The 16,641-nt window shown below is 52.8% G+C and carries 12 protein-coding genes; 6 read left to right on the top strand and 6 right to left on the bottom strand.

Annotated features, from left to right (window positions below):
- Window positions 1-187: 187 nt before the first annotated feature.
- A complete protein-coding gene (gene lepB / locus C8E01_RS02785; protein WP_116541807.1) occupies window positions 188-1,270 on the top strand; it encodes a signal peptidase I in 1,083 nt (360 codons plus the stop codon).
- A gap of 527 nt (window positions 1,271-1,797) precedes the next feature.
- Here the strand turns inward: lepB and C8E01_RS02775 are convergent.
- The 3 genes from C8E01_RS02775 to ruvX all read right to left on the bottom strand — a co-directional run bounded on the left by C8E01_RS02775 (window position 1,798) and on the right by ruvX (window position 3,625).
- Window positions 1,798-2,586 (bottom strand): alpha/beta fold hydrolase, encoded by a 789-nt coding sequence (locus C8E01_RS02775; protein ID WP_116541805.1) that lies wholly within the window; start codon window positions 2,584-2,586, stop codon window positions 1,798-1,800.
- A 65-nt stretch (window positions 2,587-2,651) separates the two neighbouring features.
- On the bottom strand, window positions 2,652-3,212 hold the full coding sequence (gene def / locus C8E01_RS02770) for a peptide deformylase (protein WP_116541804.1): 561 nt from the start codon (window positions 3,210-3,212) through the stop codon (window positions 2,652-2,654).
- A complete protein-coding gene (ruvX, locus tag C8E01_RS02765; protein WP_116541803.1) occupies window positions 3,209-3,625 on the bottom strand; it encodes a Holliday junction resolvase RuvX in 417 nt (138 codons plus the stop codon). The genes def and ruvX overlap by 4 nt, the downstream gene beginning before the upstream one ends.
- 362 nt (window positions 3,626-3,987) lie before the next feature.
- Here ruvX and C8E01_RS02760 point away from each other — a divergent pair, with 362 nt between their 5' ends.
- The 5 genes from C8E01_RS02760 to C8E01_RS02740 all read left to right on the top strand — a co-directional run bounded on the left by C8E01_RS02760 (window position 3,988) and on the right by C8E01_RS02740 (window position 10,763).
- Complete coding sequence (locus C8E01_RS02760) at window positions 3,988-5,673, top strand: S41 family peptidase (protein ID WP_116541802.1); 1,686 nt, start codon at window positions 3,988-3,990, stop codon at window positions 5,671-5,673.
- Window positions 5,674-5,751: 78 nt separating this feature from the next.
- Complete coding sequence (locus C8E01_RS02755; RefSeq protein ID WP_116541879.1) at window positions 5,752-6,951, top strand: homogentisate 1,2-dioxygenase; 1,200 nt, start codon at window positions 5,752-5,754, stop codon at window positions 6,949-6,951.
- A 143-nt stretch (window positions 6,952-7,094) separates the two neighbouring features.
- On the top strand, window positions 7,095-7,622 hold the full coding sequence (locus C8E01_RS02750; protein ID WP_116541801.1) for a hypothetical protein: 528 nt from the start codon (window positions 7,095-7,097) through the stop codon (window positions 7,620-7,622).
- Window positions 7,623-7,639: 17 nt separating this feature from the next.
- Window positions 7,640-8,020: a co-chaperone GroES gene (locus tag C8E01_RS02745; protein ID WP_116541878.1), complete on the top strand. Its 381-nt coding sequence runs from the start codon at window positions 7,640-7,642 to the stop codon at window positions 8,018-8,020.
- A 175-nt stretch (window positions 8,021-8,195) separates the two neighbouring features.
- Window positions 8,196-10,763 (top strand): DUF5916 domain-containing protein, encoded by a 2,568-nt coding sequence (locus C8E01_RS02740; protein ID WP_133242704.1) that lies wholly within the window; start codon window positions 8,196-8,198, stop codon window positions 10,761-10,763.
- 80 nt (window positions 10,764-10,843) lie between these two features.
- Here C8E01_RS02740 and C8E01_RS02735 read toward each other — a convergent pair whose 3' ends face one another.
- The 3 genes from C8E01_RS02735 to hemB form a co-directional block, all read right to left on the bottom strand.
- Window positions 10,844-11,461 carry a SadB/YajI family lipoprotein gene (locus tag C8E01_RS02735; RefSeq protein WP_116541799.1) on the bottom strand — a complete coding sequence of 206 codons (618 nt, stop codon included), beginning with the start codon at window positions 11,459-11,461 and terminating at the stop codon, window positions 10,844-10,846.
- Window positions 11,462-11,670: 209 nt separating this feature from the next.
- Complete coding sequence (locus tag C8E01_RS02730) at window positions 11,671-15,432, bottom strand: S8 family serine peptidase (RefSeq protein WP_116541798.1); 3,762 nt, start codon at window positions 15,430-15,432, stop codon at window positions 11,671-11,673.
- Window positions 15,433-15,635: 203 nt separating this feature from the next.
- Window positions 15,636-16,610 carry a porphobilinogen synthase gene (gene hemB, locus C8E01_RS02725; RefSeq protein ID WP_116541797.1) on the bottom strand — a complete coding sequence of 325 codons (975 nt, stop codon included), beginning with the start codon at window positions 16,608-16,610 and terminating at the stop codon, window positions 15,636-15,638.
- Window positions 16,611-16,641 lie beyond the last annotated feature (31 nt).

Raw genomic sequence — 16,641 nt, 5'->3', positions numbered from 1 at the left:
ATGCCCCAATGCTTATACCTGAAGCGCAACAAAGGAGGAACTTGGCTGATGGAGTAAAGTCCGGTGAAGCCTGTTCGATCCGTTTGTGTGCCAACAAAAGGTATAGCGCGATAATTTTCTTTGCAGCAGGTATAATTTACTGAACCTGAATACAGTTAAAGTATAGTAAACCTACTATGCTTAGAAAATGCAGCTAAAATTCTGGAAGAAAAAAGCGGCCGAAAAGTCAGCTAAAAAAAGCGCCCTGCGCGAATGGGGAAATGCCCTGATGTTTGCTGTTTTAGTCTCCACGTTTTTTCGCTGGGCCACGTTTGAGGCCTATGCCATACCTACTTCTTCGATGGAGAAATCGATGCTGGTGGGCGACCGGCTGTTTGTGAGCAAGCTGCACTACGGCCCCCGCACCCCCATGACGCCGTTGCAGGTGCCGCTCACGCACCAGACCATTTGGGGCACGGACATACCTGCCTACTCTGATGCGTTGCAGCTTCCGTCGCTGCGGCTGCCAGCCTTTTCCGAAATCAAGCGCAACGACCCGGTGGTGTTTAACCTGCCAGTGGAGCCGGAGCATCCAGTCGACCTGCGTACGCACTACGTAAAGCGCTGTGTAGGTATAGCCGGCGATGTGCTCGAGATTCGCGACGGGCAGCTATACCTGAACGGTCAGCCACAAGACAACCCGGAGCAGATGCAGTACGCCTACTTTGTGGCCACCGACAAGGTGCTGCAGGAGAGGTTCTTTAAAGAGCGAGACATAACCGACCTATACTCGGTGCCGGGCGGCTACGTGCTGCACACTTCGCCTACCAAGGCAGATGCGCTGGCCTCGCTCGATTTTATACGGCGGGTAGAGCTACAGCAAATGCAAGCTGGCGAAGCGGAGCCGGGCATTTTCGGCAACCCCGGCTGGAACCGTGATAATTATGGTCCGCTCTACATTCCGGAGCAGGGTGCTACAATCGACATCACACCGGAGACGCTGTCGCTTTACGAGAAGATCATCCTAAGTCATGAGCAAAACGAAAATGCCGAAGTGCGCAACGGCAAGCTATACCTGAACGGGCAGGAAGTGAAAAGCTATACCTTTAAACAGAACTATTACTTCATGATGGGCGACAACCGTCACAACTCCCTCGACTCCCGCTACTGGGGTTTTGTGCCGGAGGATCATATTGTCGGGAAACCTCTGTTCACCTGGTTTTCGGTGGATGAGAAGGCAGGCTTACTGGATAAGGTGCGTTGGGGCAGATTATTCAGCTGGATAGAGTAAGCGTATGTAAGCTCACTTGTTATGTTGTGAGCTGAGCCACTCTTCAGCTCCCTCTTCGTCATCAAATGATTTTACCTCGAATACCTTTCTGAGATTAGGGTAGAGTGATTTAAAAGAGCGCTGCCCGTAAATGCCAGGGGATAGCACATGTGCAAAGTAGCGCAGCCCCAAACTCTTGGCTTGAGGAGCCCATTTGAAGGCTAACCAATTAGTTGCGGATTCCCAGGGGCCTATCAACTCACGGTTACTATTCAGAATGCCCTCACACGGGTCCCGTCGCAACATCGATAGAACTAAGTTACTGCCCATTACAATGGTTTCAAGAGATTGTATTCCGATCCAGTTCATGGATATAAAGCCATGAACTGGCGATCTCCTAATCTCCAGGAATACATCTCCGTTAGCCTTCTTTAATTCTTTATATTCTATATGCTCTATCAATAATAAAAAAGCTTTACCTGTTTCCTGAAAGCTCAATAGTCGCAGCCCTGCTGACTATTAACTGTACAGATACATGTACGGTATTTCTACAAAAAATTCTGAATGGCTGCGATCGTCTCTTCAGGAGCGCTCAGGTTAGGGCAGTGACCTGTTGCTTCCAGGACCACGAGCTCACTATTTGCAATGCTTCGGTGTGTAAACTCGCCAACTGAAATAGGTGCGATCGCATCTTCCGAGCACTGCAAAATCAGGGTATCGGTTTTGACCTGAGGCAGGTCCTTTCGGTTGTCCGACAAGAACGTGATGTGTGCAAAATCATTTGCAATGGCAGGGTTGCTCGTGCAGAAGCTTTGCGCCAGTTCCTGTGCCAGTTCAGGGCGATCAGCGTTACCCATTATCACAGGGGCTATATTGTTAGACCAGCCAAGGTAGTCACCATCCAAAGCCAACAGCAGACCATCTATTTCCTCCCGTGAAAAGCCACCATGGTAGTCGCCATCATTGATAAAGCTGGGAGACGGGCTCACAAGTACTAATTTAGAGAAACGTCCCGGCTCTTTTATGGCGGCTAGTACACCTATCATGGCACTAACGGAATGGCCTACATAGATGACATCCTGCAGATTCAGTTCCTCGCATATCTCCAACACATCAGCTGCATAACCGTGCAATGAAGCATACTGCTCCTTTGTGTAGGCGGAAGCATCAGAATGACCAAAACCGATATGATCGAAAAGAACTAGCTTGTAATCATCCTGAAAAGCGGGTGTAATATAGCGCCACATCGTCTGGTCACAGCCGTAGCCATGGGCAAATAGCATGGGTTTTTCACCTTTTCCGGTTACTGTTACATTGTTTCGCTTTATCGCATTCATAGGATTGGTTTTAGCAGGTGCAGTAGACAAAAATGTTGGCAATCAAATAGCTGTATTCACTAAGCCTATCGCTTCACCGGGAACTTCATGCGGTAGTCGGCGTCTACTTCGCCTTTCGATATCTTGTTCAGCTTGTTCTTGATCAGGCGCTTCGTCAGGCCAGACAGGTGGTCCGTGAACAGAATGCCCTCAATGTGGTCGTACTCGTGCTGGATCACGCGGGCCGTCATGCCGTCGTAGGTGTCGGTGTGCTCGTTCCAGTCCTGGTCGTAATAATGAATCACGATGCGCTCCGGGCGGTATACCACTTCACGAACACCCGGTATGCTCAGGCAGCCTTCTTCAAAGCCCCACTCCTCGCCGTCTTCCTCGATTATCTCCGGGTTGATGAATGCCTTCTTTACGCCCTTGCCTTCGTCGCCCTCATCCATCATCGGCTCCGAGTCGATCACAAACAGGCGAATGCCCTTGCTGATCTGCGGGGCGGCCAGACCTACGCCATGCGCATGATACATGGTGGTATACATGTCTTCAATCAGTTCGTTCAGACCTTCGTAGTCTTTTGGGATGTCCTGCGCCGGTTCTTTCAGCACCGGGTCGCCATAGGCGGTGATTGGGTAAATCATATCGTTCTGCTTTCTAAATACGACTGTAATATAATGGCGGCGCTTACGCGGTCCACCGTGCCTTTGTCCTGCCGGTCCTTCTTTTTAAGCCCGCCCGCCAGCATTGCTTTCTGGGCCATGCTGGAAGTAAAGCGCTCGTCCACGGTGTGCACCGGTATACCTGGAAACTCCTTTTGCAGCTTACGCACAAACCCGATAACGTGTGGCGTTGCATCGGTGGCCTCTCCCGTCAGGCGGCGGGGCATACCCACCACCATGGCCTCCACAGGCTCGCGCTGGGTATAAGCTTTCAGATAAGTCAGCACGTCTTTGGCGTGTATGGTCTCTAGTGGTGAGGCAATGATCTGGAGCGTGTCTGTCGCTGCCAGTCCCACCCGCTTGTTGCCATAATCTATACCTAAAATTCTCGCCATAATACCCTTGTGTAGCGTTTGCTGCCTGCCTTAACCGGGCATCTGCGCTTAAAAATACAAAGTTAAGGGATTTAATCGGGATTTATAGTGACTTGTCTGAATCTCCCTATAGAGCCCCTATCCCAAGGATTTTACTGTTTTGGAAAGATGGGAGAGACTGAAGGACAAACACAACCGCAGTATTATTTTATACTAAAATGGAATAAAACCCGACCAAAGCTTTGTTGAAAGAATAACAAGCTACGCAGCATGCGGGTATACTTCTATAGGAGCCTTGCATAGAGAAGCGTGAATATTTATCTCTATAAAGCTGCACAAAAGCGCCCGCTAAGCTTTATATTTAACCGTTTTTAGAGATTGAGATGAGCGAAGAAACCAAATATAACCCACAGGAGGAGCCGGAAACACCGGGGCAAAAGAAACCCCGGAACACGCCTTTTCAAGTGCGCCTGCCGCTATACATTGCACTGGCCCTGGTGGTTGGGGTACTGATTGGCGCCAACACTTTTTCCCCTTCCGATAACAACCCGCAGAGCACGGCCAAGGCTTACCTGAAGTTTCGCGACGTTCTGAGCTACATCGACCGCGATTACGTGGATACCGTGGATACCGAGAAACTGACCGACCACGCCATCACCAAAATGCTCGAAAAGCTCGATCCGCATACCTCTTACATCCCGTCTGCTGACCTGGCCATGGCCCGTTCTTACCTCGAAGGCGATTTTGAAGGTATCGGCGTGGAGTTCAATATCTTTAAAGACACCATTTATGTGATTACTCCCTTGAGCGGCGGTCCGTCGGAGGCGGCAGGCATACAGTCAGGTGATAAGATAGTAAGCGTGAACGGCGAGAATGTGGCGGGCACCGGGATAACCAACGAGGGGGTGTTCAAGCGCCTGCGCGGTCCAAAGGGCACGGATGTGGAAATACAGGTGCTGCGCAAGGCCAACAAGAAGCCATTCGACTTTACGATCACCCGCAACAAGATTCCAACCGTGTCGGTGGACGTGAACTACATGGTGAACAACAATACGGGCTACATCAAAGTGAGTCGCTTCGCCTCCAATACCTTCGATGAATTTAAAGTGGCGCTTTCCGGACTGAAAAAGAAAGGCATGCAACAGCTGATCCTGGATTTGCGCGGCAACCCGGGCGGTTACATGGACCACGCTACCCGTATGGCGGACGAGTTCATCGCCGGCGATAAGATGATCGTGTATACCGACGGGAAAGGCACCCGCTACGACTCCAAATCATTTGCCCGCACCAAAGGCGACTTTGAGAATGGTCCTGTGATCGTGCTTTTGGACGAAGGCAGCGCCTCGGCTTCTGAAATTGTGGCAGGCGCCCTGCAGGACAATGACCGCGCCCTGATCGTGGGTCGTCGCTCGTTTGGCAAAGGGCTGGTGCAAATGCCGATTCCCTTAAACGACGGTTCGGAGCTGCGCCTCACCATTTCGCGCTACTACACGCCAAGCGGCCGCTCTATCCAGAAGCCCTATGTGGCCGGCACCGACGATTACCAGAAAGACATGCTGCAGCGCTTCGAAAACGGCGAGTACTTCCATCCTGACAGCAGTTTGTTTGTGGACTCGCTCAAGTATAAGACGGGCAAAGGCCGTGTGGTATACGGAGGCGGTGGCATTATGCCGGATGTGTTCGTGGCGCGCGACACCACCGAGATATCGGAACTGCTAAGTCAACTGTACAGCAAGAACGTCATTCGCGAGTACGCATTGACTTACTACAACGACAACCGCAAGGACCTGGAGAAGATGCAAATGGAGAAATTCATCAAGACTTTCAACGTCTCGGACAAGATGATGAAGGATTTGCTGAAACTAGCGGCGCAGTCGGAGGTAACGTATGACGAGGCGCAGTACAAGCGCTCGCAGGCCTTGCTTCGCAATAACATAAAAGCTTTCATCGGCCGTAGCGTATACGGCAACCCGGGTTTCTTCCCGATCCTGCACGAAAAGGACGAGGAGTTTCAGGAGGCGCTCCGCCAATTTGGTAAGGCGCAGCGTTTGGCCAAAGGAGGCGTATAACCAACCAGAATAGTATATTTGTATAAGCAAGAGCGCCCGGTAGGATCGCTTTTGAAAACCATAACCAAAGAGAAAGGAATGGCTTACTATCACAAATTGGGTACCTTCCCTCAGAAGCGACACACGCAGTTCAGGCAGGAAGATGGCAGTCTGTATGCCGAGCAGCTCGTGGGCACGCTGGGCTTCAGCGGTCTGTCGTCGTTGCTGTACCACAAGAATCCGCCGACCCGCATTACCCGCATCGGGGAGCCTATACCTTACGCCCCCAAAATTGCCGAAGGTATAAAGCTGGCGCCGCATCACCTGAAAACACTCGACCAGACCAACACCGGTACTGACTACCTGAATGCCCGCAAGACCATGATGCTCAACAGCGATGTGGCCATCAGCATCTGCAATCCGTCGGAGCTGAAAATGGACTACTACTACAAGAACGGCCAGGCCGATGAGGTGGTGTTTGTGCACGAGGGCAGCGGTGTACTGTTGTCGCAGATGGGTAAGCTGGAGTTCCGTGAGGGTGATTACATCGTCATTCCCCGCACCATCATCCACCAGTTTCATTTCAACGACGGCCCGGTCCGTTTGCTGATCACCGAATCGTTCAGCCCAATAGAGACGCCGCGTCGCTACCGCAACCACTTCGGGCAGCTGCTGGAGCACTCGCCGTTCTGTGAGCGCGACATCCGGGCCCCACATGAGTTGATCGAGTACACAGAGGGTGGTGAGCACTTGGTGCAAATCAAAAAAGACGGCCTGCTGCACCAGTACTACTATGACTTCAGCCCGTTTGACGTGGTGGGTTGGGACGGCTACTTCTACCCGTATGCGCTGTCCATTTACGACTTTGAGCCCATAACCGGCCGCATCCACCAGCCACCTCCCGTGCACCAGACTTTCGAGGCAAACAACTTCGTGATCTGTTCCTTTGTGCCGCGCCTGTTCGACTACCATCCACAGGCTATACCTGCGCCTTATAACCACTCCAACGTAGACTCCGATGAGGTGCTTTACTACGTGGCCGGCGACTTTATGTCACGCAAGGGCGTGGACAGGGCTTCGTTTACGGTGCACCCGGGCGGTATACCACATGGTCCGCACCCAGGCACAGTGGAGGCGAGCATCGGCAAGAAAGAAACGCACGAGTACGCCGTGATGATCGACACCTTTAAGCCGCTATACCTGACCGAGGAGGCGGTGAGCCTGATGGACAAAAACTACCCGATGAGTTGGCTTGAAAACGGCCCGGACACAACCCGCGCCGCCGACATGTTTGACTAATCGCGTTACTCTCAATCATTTTGATTAATTTTGCACTCTGTGCAGGCATTATAACAAGGGCAGCCCGCAAGGCTGCTCTCCTTTTTTAAGCCTTTGCAAGGTTAAAACAATTAACAGAGAGTACTTTAAATTTCACCCTTTTTATGAAAAACCTATTACTGGCAACGCTGATGTTGTTTGCGTTTATAGCAACATCCTGCGACAAGGTAGACGATCTGCTTACTTTCTATATCAACCAGGAAGAAACCATTCGCATCGAATCAACTTTCCCAATAGGCGTAGTTACACCACTATCGCCTATACCAGTGAAGACGAACTCTTCGGAAACCTTTAAGAACAACAAGACCCGCGCCGAGCTGGTAAAGGACGTGAGCCTGAACAAACTCGCGCTCACCATCGCAAATCCATCGGACGAGAATTTTGACTTTTTGCGTAGCATCGAGATTTACCTGAGCAACGACAAAGGAGAGGAGACGAAGATTGCTTACCTGAATGAAGTGCCGAAGGGCGTGAAAGCCATTGAGTTAAAATCGACCAATGCCAAGCTGGACAAGTATATCAAAGGAGAAACGTATACGGTAAAAACGAGAGCTGCTATTGCCAAGCCCATCACGCGTGACGTTGAGATCAAGGCGGCCATGCGCTTTAAAGTAACTGCAGATCCTATTTAATCATGCATACCTTATCCATGAGAATTTCAGAAAGCAACAAACTCGAGAAGATTATCATTGTAGGCGACCGTGTGCTAATCAAGCCGAAAAGCTCGCGGGAGCAAACCAAAAGCGGTCTATACCTGCCACCGGGCGTGCAGGAAAAAGAAAAGGTACAGGAAGGCTATGTGATGCGGGTGGGCCCCGGCTACCCGATGCCTGCCGACTATGGCTTTGATGAAGAGGTGCTCAGCGACGAGGAACAGGAGCAGGTGCGCTACCTGCCGCTTCAGATAAAAGAGGGCGACCTGGCCATCTACCTGCAGCGCGATGCCATCGAAATCAACTACATAGGTGAAAAATACTTTATAGTGCCGCAGTCGGCTGTGCTGATGCTGGTACGCGAAGAGGATTTGTAAGCCTTGTCTCAGCCTTTGCTAAAGCGCCATACCTGTCAGCCGGGTGTGGCGCTTTCTGTTTCTGGCCCTTGATCAGGTAAAAAGCCGCGTTTGCCCGTTTTATGCTTCGGTTAAGCGTTTTGTTGCCAGGAAATAGCAGGTATTGTGGCCTCAAGGGCATCTATTCTATACCTTTGTGTCATACGTACCCAGATTCTCCTCTTACTTTATGAATTGCTCTATACCTATACCTGTTTTCGTGCGGATGCTTGTACTCTTGTTGGCTGTGCTGGCGTGGCAACAGGTAGGGGCGCAGGAGAGGAGAACGCCCGTCTTCGCGAATGTAAAACAAATGCAGGCATCGCGCGTCTCGGAGCCGATCAAGATTGACGGCTCTCTGGACGAGGCCGTATGGCAACAGGCCGAAGTTGCTACAGATTTCATTCAGAATAAGCCCAAGCCCGGTTTAAAGGAAGTGCACCCGACGCAGGTGCGCGTGCTCTATGACGATATGGCCATCTACATCGGAGCCTACATGCAAGACGTGTCGCAGGACAGTATCTTCAGGCAGTTGGGCAAACGCGACGACCTGGGCAATACGGATTATTTCGGGGTGTTCTTCGATACGTACAACGACCAAATCAACGGTTTTGGTTTTTTCGTGACACCAGCCGGCGTGCAGCTCGACGCCCGCTACTCCTCTAACGGCGAAGATTTTACCTGGAATGCGGTGTGGGAGAGTAGCGCCAAAGCAGAGGGGAATAGCTGGGTGGTGGAGATGCGTATACCTTACTCGGCCATCCGTTTCAGCAAAAAGCCGGAGCAACTCTGGGGACTTAACTTCCAGCGTCACCGCCAATCATCGCGCGAAACATTTTTCTGGAACCACGTAGACCCGGCCATCAGCGGGTTCACCAACCAGTTTGGCAGGTTGAGGGGGCTCAAAGATGTGGAGGCACCGCTACGTTTGTCGCTCTCGCCCTATGTATCTGGTTATGTGGAGAAGTACCCGGTGCACAACGAGGATGGCTCAACGAACTACGAAAACAACGTCAACTTCAGCGGCGGTATGGACGTGAAGTACGGCATCAGCGACGCCTTCACACTCGACATGACGCTTATACCTGACTTCAGCCAGGTGCAGTCCGATAACCAGGTGCTCAACCTGTCGCCTTTCGAGGTGCAGTTCAACGAGTACCGGCCTTTCTTTATGGAGGGGACTGAACTGTTCAACAAAGGGGGTTTCCTGTACTCGCGCCGCATTGGTGGCACACCCATCAACTTTCTGAACGCGCGCGAGGAGCGCGAGCAGGGCAACATCATCATCGAGAATCCGCGTGAAACCAAGATGTTGAACGGTACCAAAATATCAGGCCGCACGCAGTCGGGCTTAGGCATCGGTTTGTTCAATGCCGTGGTGGGCCGGCAGTTTGCCACACTCGAAGACAGCGAAGGCAACCGCTTCCAGAAAGAAACGCAGCCGCTCACCAACTACAACATTCTGGTGCTCGATCAGTCGCTTAAAAACAACTCCTACGTAACGCTGGTGAACACCAACGTGCTGCGCGAAGGAAGCACCTACGACGCCAACCTGACCGGTATGCTGTTCCGGGTGGCGAATAAGGGCAACCGATATGCCGTGGAAGGCAGCGCCGCCCTGAGCCAGAAGTACTACCCCGGCGACGCGCAGCTGGGGCACATGTACAGCATCGGCGGGGGCAAGGTGAGCGGTAATTTCCAGTACCGGTTTACCCACTCCATGAAGTCCGACACCTATGACCCGAATGACATGGGCATCAACTTCATCCGCAACACCGTGGACGAGGACCTGAACCTTAGGTATAACATCTACCAGCCTTTCTGGAAGCTCCTCAACATGAATACCCAACTGGGCGCTACCTACAGCCGCCGGTATAAGCCTGATGATTTTCAGAACTTCGTGATTTACGGTAGGGTGAGCGGTACGTTCCGCAACTTCCTGAGCGTGGGCACCAACTTTAACCTGGAGCCGGTGAAGACCTACGACTTCTTCGAGCCACGTGTAGCGGGCCGTTACTATACCTTTCCGGTGAACCGCAGTATAGGTGGCTGGATATCGTCGGACTACCGCAAGCGACTCGCACTTGACATAAGACTGGATTACCGTAATTTCGACGAGCACGAGCGTCAGAATTTTGGCTACGAGCTTTCGCCACGCTTCCGGGTAAACGACAAGCTGATGTTCGTCTACAGCTATAGCCGCAACAGCAACCGCGACGACATAGGCTATGCTAACCATTTTACCCGGAACACTGAAATGGGTAGGCAGCAAGACATTATCTTTGGTCTGCGCGACGTGAACACAGTGGACAATACACTCACCAGTTCATATATTTTCAACAACCGCATGTCGCTGTCGTTGCGGGCGCGGCACTATTGGTCCAAAGCCGAGTACAACCGCTTCTTCCAGCTTGGTGATAAAGGAGAGTTGCTAACCAGCAGCTACCCGCTTGGTGGCTACTTCCCCGAAAACGAGCTGCCGAACCACGACATCAACTACAATGCTTTCAACATCGACATGATTTACTCGTGGTGGTTTGCGCCAGGCAGCGAGATCAGCATCATGTGGAAGAACGCCATTCTGGAAAGCCAGGGAGACATCGTGCCGCGCTACCACGAAAACTTTACCCGCACCATAACCGGGCCGCAGACCAACAGCCTGTCGGTGCGCGTGCTCTACTTTATCGACTACCAGGTACTAAAGAAGCGGTTTTCGAAGTCGTAGATTAAAAGTTTGCCTCAAAGAGAAGGCCCGGAGCTATAGCAGCTCCGGGCCTTCCTGTTTTAAGGTATAGCAGGTATAACCTAATTAATCGGTTTGGTCAGGTCAAAATCAGCCTGAAAGCGGAGCTGGTTGTCGCGCTTGAGGATGTAGCTGAACGTGCGACCGTCGGGGCTCAGCACCAGGTTCCACTCGTTGGTGGAGGCGGCAGGTATCAACTGGGCGGTAAAGGCGTCGGCTGGGAAGCGCATGGTGCTGGCATCGTCTGTGTCCATGGCAATGCCGCCGTACATGGTTACTTCATCGGGAGTGCCGTCCTCGTGGCGGTGGTCATGCTTCAACTGCAGGCCTTCTTCCATTTGGCGGATCACCCAGGTTCTGGACTTGTCCTCCCCGACATGAAAAGGAATACGGATGGTGGTGTCGGAGCAAGCCTGCACGTGCATGGTCAGTTCCTTGCCTGCAAACGGGTCTTTGCCATCAGCCGGAAACACAGCCACACCCCTGAAGCTTTTGCCACACAGCTTGCTTAGCTGCGAATAGAAGGCCTGTTGCGTAGCTGTTACCGGCGAGGCTAGCTGCTGTGCCTCAGGAACCTGCTCAAGCTCTTCGGTTTGGGTGCTGGTATTGCTAACCTGTGGCTGCTGGGCGCAGGAGGCGAACATAAATGCTACACCCATGGCGAGTAGTAATTTCTTCATAGTCTCTGTTTTATCTTTTGTTTTGATGAAGATAGGTATAACAGGCGATTTGGCAAAATAGAGCAGCAGGCCAGCGGCCGGTATAGAAATGAGTTGTGCTCCTATACCTATTCGCTGGGCACGGCCTTATACCTGACGACAGTGCCGGCACCGGGTCATAAAAAAGCCCCAACCAATGGGCCGGGGCTCTTCATATTGTTTAGGGCTTCTTAGCGCTGCAGCACCAGTTTCTGGGTAAAGGACTGGTCACCGAACTTAACCCGCAGGAGGTAAATGCCAGAGCTCCTGCCCGAAAGGTCGATGTCAGCTTCGTAGAAGCCATTGAAACCAATCACCTTGCGGGTGTAGATCAGGTTGCCTAGCATATCCGTCACGTTGAGGAATAAATCCTCCTGTTGCGTTGTTTCAAACTGCACCTTAAATACGCCATTGCTTGGGTTAGGCGAGGCTACCAGTTCCTTCTTTAGTTCACGGCCATTAGCCTGGTAAGCGAAGGTATAGATCTGCGATCGTGTAGAAACACAGCCTTTCCACTGGGCCTGCACGCTGTAGTCGCCGCTTTCCGTCGGGGTAAAGGTTTGCTCCGTTGCACCAGGTATAGGCTGGCTGTTCAGGTACCACTGGTTGCCATCTGCTACACTTGACTGCAGGCTGAGGCCCTGGCGTGTGATAAGTGGGGTTGGAATGGGAGTGCCTTTTTCCACTGGTACCGCCACCCTTGGGCTAACACAGCCGAGCGCACGCACCTTCAGGTCGTAGAAGTAATAGTAATAGCTAAGCGCACCCGGGCTAGCCGTGGTTCCCGTGATGGTGAACACATTGCTGACACCAAACGGATAGCCTGTTACGCCGGCATTGTTGCGGTAGACGGTAGCGCCATCTTTGTGGTCATAGCTGATCGCAATGTTGTAAGTGTCTGCCTCAGGAAGCTCCAGGCCCAGGTAGTATACCTCTCCCTGATCATTCGGATCATCTTCCTGCACGCCAGGGGCGGGGTTGGAGCGTGTCGCTTTTACTGTGATTGTGCGGGTCGAAACAGGAGATCCATTGCTGTTATAGGCTGTAAAAGTGATCTTGCCTGAGTTGCCGATGTAGAGGCGGGCGCTCTCCAGCAGCATAGGAGCTTTTGTGTCAACAATCACATCTGGCGTGAACTGGTTGTAGCCGCCACCACTTGCAAATTTCTTCGTTGCCGGGCCAACCGTAGCCGAGAAATCGTTGAGGGATGCGTAGAGTGTTCCGTTTAGGCTGCTTGTCGGGATAGTGGTTGCGTTGCCAGCGGCCAAAGGCATGCCACCGCTTGCCGTGTTGTACCAGAACACGGTGCCGTCGCCCGTGCCAGTCAGGGTATAGCTAAGCTGGTCGCCGCAGTGAGTCGCCACAGCTTGTGGCGCAGCCGTGTTGCCCCCCACGCCGTAAGTCTTACTCAGTGTGTTATTCTCCGGCACGGCATCGTTGCCAGCGCCTGCCGAGGCTATTAGTTCATAAGTAGCACCGGCTTCTGTCTGAAAATCAGCTGTTAGTAAGATATCGTCGGAATCAAAGGATTTTAAGACTTTAGCATACACCGCCGTCAGGGTGGCTACTTTGGAACCGCTACGGTATACCTCCAGCGAAACAGGTATGTCTTTTTGATCCCGCATCCCATTGTTGCGGAGTGTAACGATGAACTGTTGCGTAGTGCCAGCGCAAAGCGAAGCGCCAACCGGCACTACCTGTTGTAGTACAATGTCCGAAGCAGGTCTTGCCACCTGAATAATGTAGTCCTGTGTCTCACCGCGGGTATAAGTGCCACATGGACTTATACCTGCCGGGTCAGATGTCTCGACTAACACAATGCGCATTCGGGTGATGTGGCCGGGTTGCAGAAAAGAAGGAGCGGAGATGCTGGCATTGAAAACACCAACACCGTTCATGACGGTCGAAACAGCTGCTTCTTCGCCTTCATCTTCAAAGCTGCCGTTGCCATTCCAGTCCACGTATACCTTGGCTGCCTTGCTGGCGTTGGCACCACAGGTGCCGAGCTCAAAGGTCGCGACTTTGGTCTGCCCTGGCTCAAAGGTCAGCAGCATCTCTTCTTGCAGGCGATAGGTGGCACACCCCCCAAAAGAGGTCGTTAGGTCATCAAAAGTGATTTTGCTGATGCGTGAACCAGCCTCCGAGGTAGGAGTGCTTGCACAGTAGGCGGTGCCTCCCACGCCGCTCACCAAAACAGAGTATTCCTGAGGGCCTTTCTGGAGCGTCCTCTTATGCGACACGGTAATGGTATAGGTTTCACCAGGTATAGGATTCGATATAAGCACCTGCTCTACATTGTCCACTACGTTATCGCCGCGGGTGGCAGGAAGTTCGGGTGCATTCGGGTTCAGTACCCAGGGCATAATCGTGTTGCCGCGGTGCGTGATGCGCACGTCCAGGTCATTGACCAGGCGGGGGCTGCGGTTGTTCAGGGAGCTGTACATCGGGTGAGCGGCCCCTTCCGGATCGGTCCAGGAAATGGTGGACACGAGTGGTCCCGCACCGGATGCTATTACCTCGAAGGTATAGGTTTTGCCTTGCTCCAGACTGCGCTCCTGCATCAGGTGCGTGCCTCGGGCGTTGGTGATCATGGAAGCGGCACGACTGGCGTTCAAAAGCCCCCAACCATGTTTGTAATCGGGGCCTGGAGCTTCGCCCGCCTCGTCAGCCGTATGGATGGCCAAACCCTTGAGCGTGGCGGCACGCATAAACTGTCCGCTGTTTACATTGGCGTAGTGCTCTTGCAAAAGCAGCATGGAGCCCGAAACATTGGGCGCCGCCATGGAGGTGCCGCTCAACACTTTGTAAGACTTATCGTTAACGCTGGTCGTGGAAAGTATCTTTTCTCCGCCGCCTACCAGGTCAGGTTTGATGCGGCCATCATCGGTGGGGCCAAAGCTGCTGAAACCCGTGACCTTTACGTCGGACGGCTGGTTGTAGCCGCCCGGTATGTTGCTCACCGCGCCCACCGTCAAGATGTTTTTGGCAGTGCCGTAAGTGGCAATGGCGTCGTAGCCATCATTGTTGCTGATGTTGTCCGGGCGCTGTGCCACCAGCGTAAAATTACCGTTGGAGTTGCGCTGCATGTAAGGCTTGCCCACAGCAGGGCCAGGTTCCTGCCGGTTGTTTCCACCCGACTTCACGATCAGAAAGTAGGGCGCGTTGTAGGCAATGCGGTCCCAGCTAACGGAGGTCTCGTCGTAGTAGCCAAACTTGTAGTCTTCTGTCTCGCTCACTTGCGGCGTGCCCCACCACTCCCAGTATGGATCATCGTCGGTGCCTTTGCGCTCACTGTTATAGCGCCAGCCGGCTATAGTGCCATACGAGTGGTTAGACACCAGCATGTTAGCCTGCGCAGCTTCGGCCATCTCGGTAGCGCTGTTGTTAAAGTCGTAGGCGTGGAGTTTCTTTACCCCATGGGCCATTCCTTTGGCCAGGCTACTCTGACCGCTGGCGATGAGCGTGCCGGCCACGTGTGTGGCATGGTCATTCAGTTTTGAAGGATTGTCTTTCTGCTCTACCCGGCCGCGTAGTTCCACATGTGATTCGCGGACCAGACCGCCGTCCCAGATACCCATTTTATCGGTTACGCTATTACTCGCTCCGCTCAAGTTGAGGCCTAGCTGGCCGCCTGCCCAAAGTTGGTTCGTGCGGGTAGTGATGGCAGCTGCGTTGTTATATGTGATGTAGTAGACGGGCATACCCAGCTCGTCGAGGTGCTGCAGCGAAATGTGCGTGCCGTCCTGATAGGTCTTCTCGATTTCCCAGCCATTCTGTTTGGCGAGCGCGATGGCTTCGGCACGTTTTATCCGGTAGTCTTTATCTTCAGCTGCCGCAATGCGGCCCAGTTCCTGCACATTTGCGCGCACAGGCAACGAACCGCCCTGCTGCGCTAAGCCAACAGAAGTCGTTGTGAGTGCCGCAGCCATCAGCCAAAGGCTCAATCCTCTCATAAAGTAGTAGTAGGTAGAAGTTTAGAACCAACAATATAACTAAAAGTGCTCGAACGTCAAACTGGTTCAGAATGAATAGAATAATTTGCCAGACGTTGACATAGGAGTGGCTTACACCCTGTGCTTATCATACCTCTTATAAAAAGAAAGCGCCCTGAACTTTTAGTACAGGGCGCTTTCTCAGTCTTAAAGATCTTACTCGATTATTTTTGGAGGTACTTAGCAAAGTCCTTGGCAAAATAGGACAGGATGATATCTGCCCCGGCACGCTTGATGCTCAGCAAACTTTCCAGCATCGCTTTCTCCCCGTCGATCCAGCCTTTCAGTCCGGCGGCTTTCACCATGGCGTATTCTCCGCTCACGTTGTAGGCGGCTATCGGCAGGTGCGAGTTGTCGCGCAGCAGCTTAATGATGTCCAGGTAGGCCAAAGCGGGCTTCACCATCAGGTAGTCGGCTCCCTCTTCCGTATCCAGGGCGGCTTCAATCAAGGCCTCGCGGCTGTTGGCCGGGTTCATCTGGTAGGTTTTCTTGTCACCCATTTTAGGGGCAGAGTCCAGGGCGTCGCGGAACGGACCGTAGAAGGCGCTCGCATACTTGGCGGTATAGCTCATGATGCCCACTTTATGGAAGCCGTTCTCATCCAGTACACGGCGAATGTGCCCTACGCGGCCGTCCATCATATCCGAAGGGCCCACGATGTCGGCGCCGGCTTGCGCCTGCGTGAGGGCCATGTTGCCCAGTACCTCCAGCGTTTCGTCGTTCACGATCTCACCGTTGATCACAATGCCGTCGTGCCCGTCGGAGCTATAAGGGTCCATAGCGACGTCGGTCATCAGCACCACGTCCGGAAAGTTCTTCTTGATCTCGCGGATGGCCCTAGGGAACAAACCCTCCGGGTTCGCGCTCTCTTTGGCGTACTTGTCTTTCAGGTTTTCGGGGATGCTCGGGAAAGGGGCGAAGGCTTTGATGCCCAGGTCCACGCAGGAGGCCACCTCGTCGAGCAGGGTGTCCACGGAGTAGCGGTTGATGCCCGGCATGGAGCCTACTTCCACTTTCTGGTTTTGACCTTCAATAATAAAAAGGGGGAAAATGAAGTCGTTCAGCTCCAGTGCTGTTTCCTGCACCATGCTGCGGATGACTTCGTTATAGCGGTTTCGTCTTGGTCTTTTCGTGATCATAGTATAGCGCTTGCTCTAAAATGCTTCAACA

It is taken from the genome of Pontibacter virosus (assembly GCF_003096355.1).
GTDB classification, from domain to species: Bacteria; Bacteroidota; Bacteroidia; order Cytophagales; family Hymenobacteraceae; genus Pontibacter; species Pontibacter virosus.
The sequence above is the reverse complement of the archived record's forward strand: the minus strand, read 5'-3'. Positions and strand labels throughout refer to the sequence as shown.

Coding starts and splice junctions, on each gene's coding strand:
- C8E01_RS02755 (WP_116541879.1), top strand. CDS start 5,752: ATGGCTTACTATCACAAATTGGGTACCTTCCCTCAGAAGCGACACACG.
- C8E01_RS02735 (WP_116541799.1), bottom strand. CDS start 11,461: ATGAAGAAATTACTACTCGCCATGGGTGTAGCATTTATGTTCGCCTCC.
- def (WP_116541804.1), bottom strand. CDS start 3,212: ATGATTTACCCAATCACCGCCTATGGCGACCCGGTGCTGAAAGAACCG.
- hemB (WP_116541797.1), bottom strand. CDS start 16,610: ATGATCACGAAAAGACCAAGACGAAACCGCTATAACGAAGTCATCCGC.
- C8E01_RS02775 (WP_116541805.1), bottom strand. CDS start 2,586: ATGAATGCGATAAAGCGAAACAATGTAACAGTAACCGGAAAAGGTGAA.
- C8E01_RS02730 (WP_116541798.1), bottom strand. CDS start 15,432: ATGAGAGGATTGAGCCTTTGGCTGATGGCTGCGGCACTCACAACGACT.
- lepB (WP_116541807.1), top strand. CDS start 188: ATGCAGCTAAAATTCTGGAAGAAAAAAGCGGCCGAAAAGTCAGCTAAA.
- C8E01_RS02750 (WP_116541801.1), top strand. CDS start 7,095: ATGAAAAACCTATTACTGGCAACGCTGATGTTGTTTGCGTTTATAGCA.
- ruvX (WP_116541803.1), bottom strand. CDS start 3,625: ATGGCGAGAATTTTAGGTATAGATTATGGCAACAAGCGGGTGGGACTG.
- C8E01_RS02745 (WP_116541878.1), top strand. CDS start 7,640: ATGAGAATTTCAGAAAGCAACAAACTCGAGAAGATTATCATTGTAGGC.
- C8E01_RS02760 (WP_116541802.1), top strand. CDS start 3,988: ATGAGCGAAGAAACCAAATATAACCCACAGGAGGAGCCGGAAACACCG.